The 13,121-nt window shown below is 57.3% G+C and carries 14 protein-coding genes; 7 read left to right on the top strand and 7 right to left on the bottom strand.

Annotation, left to right across the window (positions count from 1 at the left end):
- Window positions 1–13 precede the first annotated feature (13 nt).
- Complete coding sequence (locus B3Q33_RS03840; protein ID WP_272961753.1) at window positions 14–481, bottom strand: NUDIX hydrolase; 468 nt, start codon at window positions 479–481, stop codon at window positions 14–16.
- A gap of 98 nt (window positions 482–579) precedes the next feature.
- Here B3Q33_RS03840 and moaC point away from each other — a divergent pair, with 98 nt between their 5' ends.
- The 3 genes from moaC to B3Q33_RS03825 are packed head-to-tail and all read left to right on the top strand — an operon-like array spanning window position 580 to window position 1,825.
- Window positions 580–1,062: a cyclic pyranopterin monophosphate synthase MoaC gene (gene moaC / locus B3Q33_RS03835; protein ID WP_272961754.1), complete on the top strand. Its 483-nt coding sequence runs from the start codon at window positions 580–582 to the stop codon at window positions 1,060–1,062.
- A gap of 38 nt (window positions 1,063–1,100) precedes the next feature.
- Window positions 1,101–1,355, top strand: coding sequence for a molybdopterin converting factor subunit 1 (gene moaD, locus B3Q33_RS03830; RefSeq protein ID WP_272961755.1), 255 nt, complete (start codon window positions 1,101–1,103; stop codon window positions 1,353–1,355).
- A complete protein-coding gene (locus B3Q33_RS03825; RefSeq protein ID WP_272961756.1) occupies window positions 1,352–1,825 on the top strand; it encodes a molybdenum cofactor biosynthesis protein MoaE in 474 nt (157 codons plus the stop codon). Before moaD ends, B3Q33_RS03825 begins: the two co-directional genes overlap by 4 nt.
- Here B3Q33_RS03825 and B3Q33_RS03820 read toward each other — a convergent pair.
- Window positions 1,728–2,351, bottom strand: a complete 624-nt coding sequence (locus B3Q33_RS03820; RefSeq protein ID WP_272961757.1) for a pseudouridine synthase — start codon at window positions 2,349–2,351, stop codon at window positions 1,728–1,730. The two genes, B3Q33_RS03825 and B3Q33_RS03820, sit on opposite strands and share 98 nt — an antisense overlap.
- 218 nt (window positions 2,352–2,569) lie before the next feature.
- Between B3Q33_RS03820 and B3Q33_RS03815 the strand changes: the two genes are divergently transcribed.
- Window positions 2,570–4,792 carry an NADP-dependent isocitrate dehydrogenase gene (locus tag B3Q33_RS03815; RefSeq protein ID WP_272961758.1) on the top strand — a complete coding sequence of 741 codons (2,223 nt, stop codon included), beginning with the start codon at window positions 2,570–2,572 and terminating at the stop codon, window positions 4,790–4,792.
- Between the two features lie 302 nt (window positions 4,793–5,094).
- Window positions 5,095–6,357 carry an NADP-dependent isocitrate dehydrogenase gene (gene icd / locus B3Q33_RS03810; RefSeq protein WP_272961759.1) on the top strand — a complete coding sequence of 421 codons (1,263 nt, stop codon included), beginning with the start codon at window positions 5,095–5,097 and terminating at the stop codon, window positions 6,355–6,357.
- Window positions 6,358–6,384: 27 nt separating this feature from the next.
- On the opposite strand, the gene B3Q33_RS03805 is transcribed toward icd, so the two are convergent.
- Window positions 6,385–6,648: a cold-shock protein gene (locus B3Q33_RS03805; protein WP_035244500.1), complete on the bottom strand. Its 264-nt coding sequence runs from the start codon at window positions 6,646–6,648 to the stop codon at window positions 6,385–6,387.
- Window positions 6,649–7,170: 522 nt separating this feature from the next.
- Here B3Q33_RS03805 and clpS point away from each other — a divergent pair.
- Together clpS and clpA are read left to right on the top strand one after the other, a co-directional pair.
- A complete protein-coding gene (clpS, locus tag B3Q33_RS03800; protein WP_272975203.1) occupies window positions 7,171–7,527 on the top strand; it encodes an ATP-dependent Clp protease adapter ClpS in 357 nt (118 codons plus the stop codon).
- A 48-nt stretch (window positions 7,528–7,575) separates the two neighbouring features.
- Window positions 7,576–9,840, top strand: a complete 2,265-nt coding sequence (gene clpA, locus B3Q33_RS03795) for an ATP-dependent Clp protease ATP-binding subunit ClpA (RefSeq protein WP_272961761.1) — start codon at window positions 7,576–7,578, stop codon at window positions 9,838–9,840.
- 208 nt (window positions 9,841–10,048) lie between these two features.
- Here clpA and infA read toward each other — a convergent pair whose 3' ends face one another.
- The 4 genes from infA to trxB all read right to left on the bottom strand — a co-directional run bounded on the left by infA (window position 10,049) and on the right by trxB (window position 12,910).
- The gene (gene infA / locus B3Q33_RS03790; RefSeq protein ID WP_008929746.1) at window positions 10,049–10,267 is read right to left on the bottom strand and encodes a translation initiation factor IF-1; all 219 of its coding nucleotides are present in this window, start codon (window positions 10,265–10,267) and stop codon (window positions 10,049–10,051) included.
- Between the two features lie 133 nt (window positions 10,268–10,400).
- Window positions 10,401–11,114 carry an arginyltransferase gene (locus tag B3Q33_RS03785; RefSeq protein WP_272961898.1) on the bottom strand — a complete coding sequence of 238 codons (714 nt, stop codon included), beginning with the start codon at window positions 11,112–11,114 and terminating at the stop codon, window positions 10,401–10,403.
- A 122-nt stretch (window positions 11,115–11,236) separates the two neighbouring features.
- Window positions 11,237–11,959, bottom strand: a complete 723-nt coding sequence (gene aat / locus B3Q33_RS03780) for a leucyl/phenylalanyl-tRNA--protein transferase (protein WP_272961762.1) — start codon at window positions 11,957–11,959, stop codon at window positions 11,237–11,239.
- Between the two features lie 3 nt (window positions 11,960–11,962).
- Window positions 11,963–12,910, bottom strand: a complete 948-nt coding sequence (gene trxB, locus B3Q33_RS03775) for a thioredoxin-disulfide reductase (RefSeq protein ID WP_272961763.1) — start codon at window positions 12,908–12,910, stop codon at window positions 11,963–11,965.
- Window positions 12,911–13,121: the final 211 nt, after the last annotated feature.

The following is a 13,121-nucleotide window of genomic DNA, read 5'->3' as shown; positions in this document are numbered from 1 at the left end:
TGCTGCCTTCATGTCAGCCGCGCTGCAGCGGCCAGGGGTGCTGATAGATGGTGTCCAGTGGCAGGCGCCGACCTGACAGATAGTCGTCCAGGCATTTTTCCACCAGGGCGCTACGGTGTTGAGGGCGACGGTTGCGCAGTTCGTCCGGTGTCAGCCATTCGGCGCCGAGAATACCGGTATCCAGCTTCTGGCCCGGATCATGGCTGACCGGCCTGGCCACGAAACAGGTGCGGTAGTAGACCCCGGCACCGCGGAAGGGCTGAAAGATATACCAGCCCAGCAGGTCGGTGATTTCGACCTGCCAGGCAGTTTCTTCCAGGGTTTCCCGGTAGGCCGCCTGCATCAGGTTTTCCCCGAATTCCACATGCCCGGCGGGCTGGTTCAGCACTTCCTGGCCCTTGCTCATTTCCCGAACAAAGAGGAAGCGCCCGTCTTGTTCCACCACACAGGCCACAGTAATGTGCGGCTCAAAGCTGTTCATAGCAACCCTACCGGTACTGGCCCCGTCCAAATGGGGCACAATGATAATGAAAGGCGGGAATGGTAGCGCAGCAGCGCCACAGACAACAGGAGTGATCAATGCCCGGTGACCGGTTTACCCACCTGGATGACCAGGGACGCGCCCAGATGGTGGACGTGACGGACAAGGCGGAAACGCAGCGAGAGGCTACGGCCCGGGCACGCATCCGCATGAAGCCACAAACCCTGGCAATGATCCGCGATCAGCGCCACCCCAAGGGGGATGTGATTGCCACCGCTCGTATCGCCGGGATCCAGGCGGCCAAGAAAACCTGGGATCTGATCCCCATGTGTCACCCCCTGTTGCTCAGCAAGGTGACGGTTGCCATTGAGGAAGCGGGTGAGGATAGCCTGGAAATTCTCACTACCTGCAAGCTCAAGGGGGTCACCGGTGTGGAAATGGAGGCGCTTACCGCGGCCTCGGTGGCCGCGCTGACGCTCTACGACATGTGCAAAGCGGTGGATCGTGGCATGGTGATTGAAGAGATCTGTTTGCTGGAGAAAGAAGGCGGGCGCAGTGGTCACTATGTCCGGACCGAGTGATGGCGCTATGCGTGTAGCGTGGAGCATGAGGCGTAACAATGATTGAAGTGCGTTTTTTTGCCGCCCTGCGCGAGCGGGTGGGCAGTGACAGTATGACGGTGTCGCCACCGGAAGCGGTAAATACCGTGGCGAAGCTGGCGGACTGGCTGACAGAGCAGGACCCGCAAGTTGCTCAGGCCCTGACAGCCACGCCTCGACGCATGGTGGCAGTGAATGAGGTGCTGGCCACCGAGGATGCGGTGATTTCCGACGGTGATGTGGTTGCCCTGTTTCCGCCGGTGACCGGCGGATGAAAACGCGCATCGAGATTCGTAACGGGCCATTGGGTAGTGCCGAGCCGGCCGTCTGGCTTCGTGATGCCGGCCTTAGCGGTGCCCAGGTACAGTTTGCCGGGCAGGTGCGCGATGAGCAGGGCAGGGTGGAGGCGCTCCATCTGGAGCATTACCCGGGGATGACAGAGTCGGTGCTGAGCACCATTGTCGAGCAGGCCGGTAAGCAGTGGCACCTTAATGGTGCCTGGGTGGTGCACCGGGTTGGCACTATGTCGCCTGGAGATGACATCGTTCAGGTAGCGGTGAGTGCCGCTCACAGGCAGGCCGCCTTTGAGGCCTGTGCTTTTATCATGGATTTGCTGAAAACCCGGGCGCCATTCTGGAAGAAAGAGTTTATCGGCGGCCACTGGTTTTGGGTCGAGGCCCGCGAGAGGGATGCCGAGGCCGCTGCCGCCTGGTTGCAGGGGCTTTCGGCGCATGAATTGCCATAGAACGCCATTTTCCCGGGGCCAGACCAGTCAAGTCCCAGTCGCCGATCTGCCAGCGAACCAGGCGCAGGGTGGGGTAGCCGATAGCGGCAGTCATACGGCGAACCTGGCGATTTCGGCCTTCGTCTATGGTGAGCTTCAGCCAGCTATCCGTTACCGTTTTACGGGTCCGCACAGGTGGGTGGCGCGGCCACAGATCAGGGGGCTGGATGGCGTCTACCTGGGCTGGCCGACAGGGGCCGTCCTTGAGAGTGATTCCCTGGCGCAGTTTTTGCAGTTCCTGCTCCCCGGGCGTACCTTCCACCTGCACCAGATAGGTCTTGGGCAGATGAAAGCGCGGCTGGCTGATGCGTGCCTGAAGGGGACCGTCATCGGTGAGCAACAGCAGCCCTTCAGAATCCCAGTCCAGCCGCCCGGCCGGGTACACACCGGGTACTGGCACGAACTCGCGTAACGTTTGTCGGCCCTGATCGTCGCTGAACTGGGAAAGGACCTGAAAGGGTTTGTTGAGCAAAATCAGTTGCGCCATATGGGCTGACATTCCTGATGGCTGTCATTGATGATTTGAGTCGCGGTACCGGGTGGCTACGCTAACAAGGGTAGGCGGTCGGTGCTATACTCGCCAGCTGATGCAGAATACGGTTTATCTGGAGGGAGCACTCCTGTTCGGTCTCGCTGATCTGACGGCCAAAAGCCGGCTCATGTCGGGCGGGAAGCACTGCCAATACAATTGGGACCTGTAATTTTATGACCACCCCTAAAATTATCTATACCATAACTGATGAGGCGCCAGCGCTGGCGACCTATTCCTTTTTACCCATCATTGAAAAATTTACGTCGATCGCTGGCATAGACGTTGAAAGCAGTGATATCTCACTGGCTTCACGTATTCTCGCCACGTTCCCTGAATATCTGTCTGATGAGCAGAAAGTTGAAGATGCCCTCTCTGAACTCGGGGCTTTGACGCAAGATCCTGAAGCCAACATCATCAAACTCCCCAATATCAGTGCCTCCATTCATCAGCTCAGGGAAGCTATCGAGGAGCTGAATGAACACGGTTTCAGTGTGCCGGAATATCCAGATGAGCCTCACAACGAGGAAGAAGAGGAGATCCAGGCTCGCTACACCAAAATCCTGGGATCTGCGGTCAACCCGGTGCTACGCGAAGGCAACTCTGACCGTCGCGCGCCGATTGCGGTTAAAAATTACGCACGCAAGAATCCCCATAGTATGGGTTACTGGAGCCAGGCATCCCGTACCCATGTTGCCCATATGCGTGGCGGTGACTTCTTTTCCCATGAAACCTCCACCACGATAGAGAAGGCATGCAAGGTCCGCATTGAGCTCGAGGACTCAAACGGCAACGTCACTGTCATGAAGCCGGAACTGCCGCTTCTGGATGGCGAAGTGATTGATGCCATGTACATGAGCAAAAAGGCGCTGTGTGACTTCTTTGACGAGCAGCTGGACGATGCCAAGAACACCGGCATCCTTTTCTCCCTGCACGTCAAGGCCACCATGATGAAGGTGTCTCACCCTATTGTGTTCGGCTATGCGGTTCGTCGTTTCTACAAAGAGCTGTTTGATCAACATGGCGACACCCTGGAACAGATCGGCGCCAACCCGAACAACGGCTTGAGCCACATCTACCAGAAGATCGAGGAGTTACCGATTTCCCAGCGCCTGGAAATCGAATCCACCATTCGTGCCTGTTACCTGCACCGGCCTGAACTGGCTATGGTTGATTCAGACCGTGGCATTTCGAACCTGCATGTGCCATCCGACGTTATTGTCGATGCCTCCATGCCGGCAATGATTCGCCAGGGTGGAAAAATGTATGGCGCTGACGGCAAGCTGAAAGACACCAAGGCCGTCATCCCCGAAAGCACCTATGCCACCATCTATCAGGAAGTCATCAATTTCTGCAAAACCCATGGCGCCTTTGACCCGGTGACCTGTGGTTCTGTGCCTAACGTGGGTTTGATGGCGCAGAAAGCCGAGGAATATGGCTCTCACGACAAAACGTTCGAAGTAAAAGCAGACGGTACTATGCGTATCGTCCGTGAAGATGGCCAGGTGCTACTGACCCACGACGTGGAGAAGGGTGATATCTGGCGTATGTGCCAGGCGAAAGATCTGCCTATCCGTGATTGGGTGAAGCTGGCGGTTAACCGTGCCCGGCAAAGCGGCACCCCTGCCATTTTCTGGCTGGATAAAGAGCGGGCGCACGATGCACAGCTTATCCAGAAGGTCAGGGCATACCTCAAGGATCATGATACCGAAGGGCTTGATATTCGCATCATGTCTCCGGTCCAGGCGATCCGCTATACCATGGAACGCATGATTCGCGGCAAAGATACCATTTCCGTCACGGGTAATGTGTTGCGTGATTATCTGACGGATTTGTTCCCGATCCTGGAGCTCGGCACTAGCGCCAAGATGCTTTCCATTGTGCCTTTGATGGCCGGCGGTGGTCTCTATGAAACCGGTGCTGGCGGCTCCGCGCCGAAGCATGTGCAGCAATTCACGGAAGAAAACCACCTGCGCTGGGACTCGCTGGGCGAATTTCTGGCGCTGTCGGTGTCCATTGAAGAGCTAGGCGAAAAGTATGGCAACAAGAAGGCCAGTGTCATTGCCGCTGCCCTGGATAAGGCCAATGAGCAGTATCTTGAGCAGAACAAGTCACCGTCACGGAAGGTGGGTGAGCCTGACAACCGGGTAAGCCATTTCTATGTGGCCATGTACTGGGCTCAGGCTTTGGCTGCACAGGACGATGATGCCGAGTTGAAAGACAAATTCACTGAGATTGCCTCTGCACTTACCGAAAATGAAGATGACATCGTCAAGGAAATGATAGCGGTGCAAGGTTCCCCCATTGATATCGGTGGTTACTACAACCCTGACTTCAGCAAGGTCTCCGCTGCCATGCGGCCAAGTGCCACCTTCAATAATATTATGGACAAACTGTAAGCGTCAGACGCGAAAGAAAAAGCCGGCGAAAGCCGGTTTTTTTCTGCCAGGCGGTACCCGTTATGCGGTGATCGCATTGATGAGCCTGTCCCTGTTTGCCCACTCCGGGCATGCTGGCATTTCTGATCTCTATTGAGGTTGATTCCGCTTCTGTGGGAAGGGATTTGAAAGATCAGAGCGCCCGCAAAGAGGGGTAGCATCACGGCGAACCCGGGTCTGCCCCGGATGTCCGCAAGCTTAATGTCGGTGCTATACTCGCCGACAGGCGCCTAATTCGCTTTTATTCAGAGGGAGTAGTGTAGATGGGATACCAAAAGATCACGGTCCCCGCAGACGGTGACAAAATCACGGTCAATGCGGACCTGTCCCTGAATGTCCCCAACCACCCGATTATTCCTTATATCGAAGGGGACGGCATTGGTGTTGATATCTCACCAGTGATGATGCACGTGGTTAATGCTGCAATCGAAAAAGCCTATGGAACCAAGCGTGGCATTACCTGGATGGAAGTCTACGCCGGGGAAAAAGCCACCGTGGTTTACGGGCCCGATGTATGGCTGCCCGAAGAGACCCTGGAAGCCCTTCGGGAATTCACCGTGGGCATCAAGGGACCGCTCACCACCCCGGTCGGTGGCGGTATTCGCTCTCTGAACGTAGCTCTGCGTCAGGAACTCGATCTTTACACCTGCATGCGCCCGGTACGCTACTTTGAAGGGGTGCCGAGCCCGGTGGTACACCCTGAACTCACCGATATGATCATCTTCCGCGAGAACTCCGAAGATATCTATGCGGGTATCGAGTGGGCTGCGGACAGCCCGGAAGCGACCAAACTGATCCGTTTTCTGCGTGAGGAAATGGGCGTTACCCAGATTCGTTTCCCGGAAGGTTGCGGTATCGGCATCAAGCCGGTGTCCCGTGAAGGGACCCAGCGACTGGTTCGCAAGGCGATCCAGTACGCCATCGATAATGACAAGGATTCTGTCACCTTGGTGCACAAAGGTAACATCATGAAGTACACCGAGGGGGCCTTTAAAGACTGGGGCTATCAGCTTGCCGGCGAGCGTTTCGGCGCAGAATTGCTGGATGGCGGCCCCTGGATGACCCTGAAGAACCCGCGTACCGGCAAGGACATCATCATCAAGGACGTGATCGCGGATGCTTTCTTGCAACAGATCCTAATGCGTCCAGCCGATTACAGTGTGATTGCCACCCTGAACCTGAATGGTGATTACATTTCCGATGCGCTGGCAGCGGAAGTGGGCGGTATCGGTATCGCGCCGGGCGCCAACATCGGCGGCTCCGTATCCCTGTTCGAGGCGACCCACGGTACTGCACCGAAGTACGCCGGCCAGGACAAGGTGAATCCCGGCTCCCTGATCCTGTCAGCGGAAATGATGCTGCGTCACATGGGCTGGAATGATGCTGCCGACCTCATCATTAATGGGGTGGCAGGGGCGATTGCCGCCAAGACCGTGACCTACGACTTCGAGAGGCTGATGCCGGATGCCACCTTGCTGAAGTGCTCTGAATTCGGTGAGGCAGTGATTGAGCATATGGGTATCTGATCAGCCAGATACCCGCTCATGGCACTGTCAGGAAGGTGTCGGCTGTTTTTCAGCGGCGCCTTCTTCGTTATCCGCTTCGACGTATTCCCCATCAGCGCGCAGATTGACGGCGTGAAAGCCCTTGTTGGCCGGCTGAACCTCGTATTCCACGGGTTGGCCCGCCTTCAGGCTCTTGTAGCCCTCCATCTGGATATAGGAGTAGTGGACGAACAGATCCTCCCCACCTTCATCGGGCCTGACAAACCCGTACCCCTTGGCATTGTTAAACCACTTTACTCGTCCCGTTGCCATGGTCCTTCCCTCTTGCCTATCCAATGGCTGTCATTGTTTGTTGTTATCCCCGGGCCGACTGCTACGGTAAACTGGTAACCGGAGTTATCGTGCAACTTTTAAACATGCGTCGCAGGGTGTCAAGCCCGTGAAATATTCACGGGCTGGCAGGCTGCTAAATAACCCTTGCATGCTCAGCGCGGCCTGAAGCGTGCAGCTGTTGTGTCTTGTCTCGACGGGCAGGGTGGTTCCCTTTCCTAGAGACAAGGCGCAGCAGATGTGCGCTTCAGGCCGCGCCCTTCGGGTCTTCCAGGCTGGACCGTACTCGTTGTTGCAATTTCTAGATGGGTGGACACACACCGTCAAAATTGCGCCTAGATTACGAGCCAGCCTGAAAGATTGAGCACGCAAGGGGTTATTTAGCAGCCTGCTAGGGATTGAAAAATCCGTTACCGCCCATCATTTCTTCATTGCCTGCTGACGCCAGCAGGGTTACAACGGTTTTGAGGCATTATGAACTGGCAACAACAAGGGCACTCGGTGATGGCTTACGGAAAAAATGATCTCCGTAACGGGCCTGCAGATTCCCCTTCCGACCCGGACCGCCATGGCGATCTGGCAGTGGAAGAGGCCAGGCCGAAGTTGAAGCGCCCCTCCATGTACAAGGTGTTGATGCTCAATGATGACTACACCCCCATGGATTTTGTGGTAGAGATACTGGAAGACTTCTTCAATCTGGGCCGCGAGCAGGCAACCCGTGTGATGCTCACGGTTCATACCGAAGGAAAGGCGGTATGCGGGGTGTACCCCCAGGATATCGCCGAAACGAAAGCCACTCAGGTGGTGGAATATGCCCGTGAAAATCAGCATCCGCTGATGTGTCAGGTGGAGAAGGCTTGATTCAGGCCTCTCCAGCTGAATGTCCGGGTACTGCAGTGAGGTAGCCTTATGCTCAGCAAAGAACTGGAAATGACGCTCAACGAAGCGTTTCGCCATGCACGTAGCCACCGGCATGAATTCATGACCGTTGAGCATTTGTTGCTGGCGCTGCTGGATAACGAGGCGGCCGTCGAGGTTCTGCGTGCCTGTAGTGCAGATCTGGAGGAATTGCGCGATTCGTTAAGCCAGTTTATCGAGGATTCCACGCCGCTACTGCCAGAAAGCGACCCGGACCGCGACACCCAGCCAACCCTGGGCTTCCAGCGGGTACTCCAGCGTGCAGTGTTCAGCGTGCAATCTTCCGGCAAGAAAGAGGTGACCGGCGCCAATGTGGTGGTGGCCATCTTCAATGAGCAGGAAAGCCAGGCGGTCTATTTCCTCAATTGTCAGGATATCCACCGCCTGGATGTGGTGAACTTTATTGCCCACGGCATCTCCCAGGTGCAGGACGCGGAGCCGTCCATGGAGGCGGAGCAGGACATGGAGAACGGCGGTGAGAGCGCGCCTGCCAGTGCCCTGGAAAACTACGCCAGCAACCTGAATGAGTTGGCCCGCGCCGATCGCATTGATCCGCTGGTGGGTCGCGCCTTCGAAATTGAGCGGGCCGCGCAGATTCTTTGTCGTCGCCGCAAGAACAACCCGCTGCTGGTCGGCGAGCCCGGTGTCGGCAAAACGGCCATCGCCGAAGGGCTGGCCCGCATGATCGTGGAAGAGAAGGTGCCGGAACCACTACTGGACGCCACCGTGTACTCGCTGGATCTGGGCGCGTTGTTGGCCGGCACCAAGTACCGGGGCGATTTCGAGAAGCGCCTGAAATCGGTACTGGCGGAGCTGAAGAAAGACCCGAATTCGATTCTCTTCATCGATGAGATTCACACCATCATTGGCGCAGGTGCGGCTTCCGGTGGCGTGATGGATGCCTCTAATCTGCTCAAGCCGATGCTGGCCAGCGGTGAACTGAAGTGCATGGGCTCGACCACCTTCCAGGAATACCGGGGCGTGTTCGAGAAGGACCGTGCCTTGTCACGTCGATTCCAGAAGATCGATGTGGTGGAGCCCTCCGTGGAGGATACCGTGGGGATTCTCAAGGGGCTGAAGAGCCGTTTCGAGAAGCACCATGATGTGAGCTACAGCGATGCGGCCCTGAAAGCAGCGGCGGAACTGAGTGCCCGTTATATCAATGATCGCTACCTGCCTGACAAGGCCATCGATGTGATCGACGAGGTGGGTGCCTGGCAGCGTCTGCGGCCGGAAGACCAGCGCAAGCACACCATCGACGAATCCGACGTGGAAGACATGGTGGCCAAGATTGCCCGCATTCCTCCCAAGCAGGTGTCTTCGTCTGACAAGGAACTGCTGCGCAACCTGGAGCGGGATCTGAAGATGACCGTGTTCGGCCAGGAAGAGGCCATCGACACCATCTCGGCGGCCATCAAGCTGTCCCGTGCCGGCCTCAAAGGCGAGCACAAGCCCATCGGCAGCTTCATGTTTGCCGGCCCCACCGGGGTGGGCAAGACCGAAGTGAGTCGTCAGCTTGCCCGCGCCCTGGGTGTGGAGCTGGTGCGGTTCGACATGTCGGAGTACATGGAGCGTCACACCGTCAGCCGGTTGATTGGCGCGCCGCCAGGGTATGTGGGCTATGACCAGGGTGGGCTGCTTACCGAAGCAGTGACCAAGACACCGCATTGTGTACTGCTGCTGGACGAAATCGAGAAGGCTCACCCAGAGGTGTTCAATATCCTGTTGCAGGTGATGGATAACGCCACCCTGACCGATAACAACGGTCGCAAGGCGGACTTCCGCAATGTGATTCTGATCATGACCACCAACGCCGGGGCAGAGGTTCTCAACAAGCGCTCCATCGGCTTTACCGAGCAGGACAACAGCACGGATGGCATGGAGGTACTGAAGAAAGTCTTCACGCCGGAATTCAGGAACCGCCTGGATGGCACCATCCAGTTTCTGCCGCTCACCAGCGAGGTTATCCTCGGGGTGGTGGACAAGTTCCTGGTGGAGCTTCAGGCACAGCTGGATGAGAAGGGTGTGGTGCTCAACGTTGACAAGGCCGCCCGCACCTGGCTGGCAGACAAGGGCTACGACAAGGATATGGGTGCCCGCCCCATGGCACGCCTGATCCAGGAGCAGCTCAAGAAGCCGCTAGCGGAGAAGTTGTTGTTCGGCGAACTGTCAGAGAACGGTGGTCAGGTCGATGTGACCGAGAAAGATGGCCAGCTGTCACTCACCGTGAAGGCGGCGGAACCGGAGCCAGCATAAAAGCAATTGATAGTTGAAAGCGAAAAACGAAAAAACCCGGCTTTGCCGGGTTTTTTGTCAGGAATAGATTTCAAGCAAGGGTGAGTATACCGCTACATGTTTTCCTGGTTTCCGTAAAACACAGGAAAAGAAAAATACCCCTGGCTCACGAGGAGGCAGGGGTATTTTTTAGCTATCAATTGTCAATTATCAACTGCCAATTGAGGGCTTATTTCATGCGGAACGTAATACGGCCCTTGCTCAGGTCATAGGGGGACATTTCCACCTTGACCCGGTCGCCGGTGAGAATGCGGATATAGAATTTACGCATCTTCCCGGAGATATGGGCGGTAATAACATGACCGTTGTCCAGCTTCACACGAAACATCGTGTTCGGCAGGGTTTCAACGATGACACCTTCTAGTTCAATCTGCTCTTCTTTCGCCATCCAACGAATACCTTGGGTTACCGGCTATTAGCGGGCGCAATTGTGCCGGAAAAGACGCCTGGCTGCAAAAGAAGTTGGGAAGCGGTTAAAAAGCGGGTTATTCAGCCCGTTGCAGGCGGCCCGGGGAGGCCATTCAGTCCGGGTCGAACTCTTTCCAGGCGCCACTGCGGAGGATTTCCAGGGGGCGGTACTGGCTCTTGTACTCCATCTTCTGGCATTGATTAATCCAGTAGCCCAGATACAGGTAGGGGAGTTCCAGGTGCTGGCAGTGGCGGATTTGCCAGAGCAGCGCCATCACTCCCAGGCTGCGCTCAGGAAGTTGCGGATCGAAGAAGGTGTAGACCGCAGAAAGGCCATCTTCCAGTTGGTCGGTGACCGCCACGGCCAGCAGGGTTTGGCCCTGGCGAAAGCAGTAGAAATGGGTATCGGCCCAGTCGCAGGTTAGAAAGTTGGTGAACTGTTCCTCCGAAGGGGGATACATATCCCCGTCGCCATGGCGTTGATCTATATAGGCCGCGTAGAGATTGTAGAACTCGCGGGTGTAGCGAGCCGGCTCACGGTGGATGGTGAGATCCTGATTGGCTTTCTCGATGCGCCGGTGGCGGCGACGGGGATTGAAATCCGCCACCCTTACTCGCGCTGGAATGCAGGCGTTGCAGCCCTCGCAGTGGGGGCGATAGAGATAATCACCGCTGCGTCGAAACCCCAGCAAGCTCAGTTCACTGTAGAGCTCTGGTGACAGTTTCGCCTGTGGGTCCACAAACAGGGTGGAGGCCTGGCGGTCCTCCAGGTAACTGCAGCTGTGGGCCGGGGTGCGGAAAAATCGCAGCGTGGACAGATCGGTCATGTCTTCAGTGTAGAGGAAATAACGCCAGACGCCAGATACGAGACGCAGGAAGCAGAAATCCAAATAAGGCGCTGATGACTGCTGGCATTGGTACTCTGGAACTGCATCATTGGCGTCAGGCGTCAGGCGTCAGGCGTCAGCACCAGTGATCGGTTCCATTCGGTGTCAGGCCAGCGTTCGGCTGTCGGGGTGTCAGGGACCAGCTGTTTCAGCAATCCCTCGAAGGTGGGGCGGTCGATCAGTTCGGCGCCCAGAGTGAGCAGGTGCGGGTTCTCGACCTGGGCGTCGATAAGCTGGATGCCAAGGGTGGCCGCCAGGGCGCGCAGGGCGGCAAAGGCCATCTTGGAACCGTTTGGCCGCGGGGAAACCATGGATTCGCCAAAGAACACTCCGCCCAGCTTGATGCCGTAGACAGCACCGGCAATCTGCCCGTCCTGCCAGATTTCCAGGCTGTGAGCATAGCCAAGGGTATTCAGGCGCACATAGGCCGCAATCATCTCCTCACTGATCCAGGTGCCCGTGCCATCAGCGCGTGGGGCAGCGCACAGGCGCATCACAGACTCGAAAGCCCGATCCAGGGTGACGGTGAAATCGCTACGGCGCAGGTGGCGGGTAAGACTGCGGCTGACATGAATTTTTTGCGGATGGATCACGCAGCGCGGGGCAGGGGACCACCACAGGATTGGCTGGTAGTCCGCGTCATACCAGGGAAAGATACCCAACGAATAAGCCCGGAGTAGGGTCTCCGGGCTCAAGTCCGCCCCGGCGGCCAACAGGCCCTCCGGGTCGGTCAGGGCGGTGCGGGTCTCCGGGAACGGTGTTCCCGGTTCCAGCCACGGCACCATGCCTTAGTGGTTCAGGTTGTCCAGATACTTCTCCGCATCCAGCGCCGCCATGCAGCCGGCCCCGGCGGAAGTCACTGCCTGACGGTAAACGTGATCCGCCACGTCGCCGGCGGCAAATACGCCTTCAACAGTGGTCGCAGTGGCATTGCCTTCGATGCCGCTGTGGATCTTGATGTAGCCGTCATTCATGTCCAGCTGACCCTGGAAAATATCCGTGTTCGGTTTGTGACCGATGGCAATAAACACGCCCTGTAGCTCAACATCCTTGCTGCCTTCGCCCTTGGTGGACGTGATGCGCATGCCGGTAACGCCGCTGTCATCGCCGAGCACCTCTTCGAGAGTGTGGTCCCACTCAACGCTGATGTTGTCCTTGGCGAGCAGCTTGTCCTGGAGGATTTTCTCCGCACGGAGGCTGTCGCGGCGATGTACCAGGGTGACGTGTTCAGCGATATGCGACAGATACAGCGCTTCCTCGACAGCGGTGTTGCCGCCGCCGATAACGGCTACGCGCTGGTTCTTGTAGAAGAAACCGTCACAGGTGGCGCAGGCGGAAACGCCTCTGCCCATAAAGGCTTCCTCGGATTCCAGGCCCAGATACATGGCGGTGGCGCCGGTGGCGATGATCAGTGCATCACAGGTGTACGTGCCGCTATCACCCTTGAGCGTAAAGGGGCGATTGCGCACATCCACCTCGTTGATGTGGTCGTAGACCATTTCGGTCTCGAAGCGCTCAGCATGCTGCTGCATGCGCACCATCAGGTCGGGACCCTGCAGGCCTTCCACGTCCCCGGGCCAGTTATCTACCTCGGTGGTGGTGGTGAGCTGGCCACCCGGCTGAATCCCGGTAATGACCACCGGCTTGAGGTTGGCACGGGCGGCGTAAACGGCAGCGGTGTAACCCGCAGGGCCGGAACCGAGGATAATCAGGCGATGGTGCTGCACGTCGCTCATTGAGAACTCCAGTTGATAGGTAAGGTCAGGTACTGATGGCTCCCACACAAATGGGGGCGCGGCCCTTCGCATTCAAGGCGTGTGAAAACTACCGTAAAACAGGGGGTTCGTGAAGCCTATAAGTGTCATAGGATAAGCCAACTGCAGCCAGCCCGGGCAGGCAGTCGGGAGGATTTGTGCGATAATCCCCGCCGGCCCGCCAGTGGCGGGG

The organism is Alcanivorax sp. UBA3183 (genome assembly GCF_002364155.1).
Lineage (GTDB): Bacteria > Pseudomonadota > Gammaproteobacteria > Pseudomonadales > Alcanivoracaceae > Alcanivorax > Alcanivorax jadensis.
The sequence above is the reverse complement of the archived record's forward strand: the minus strand, read 5'-3'. Positions and strand labels throughout refer to the sequence as shown.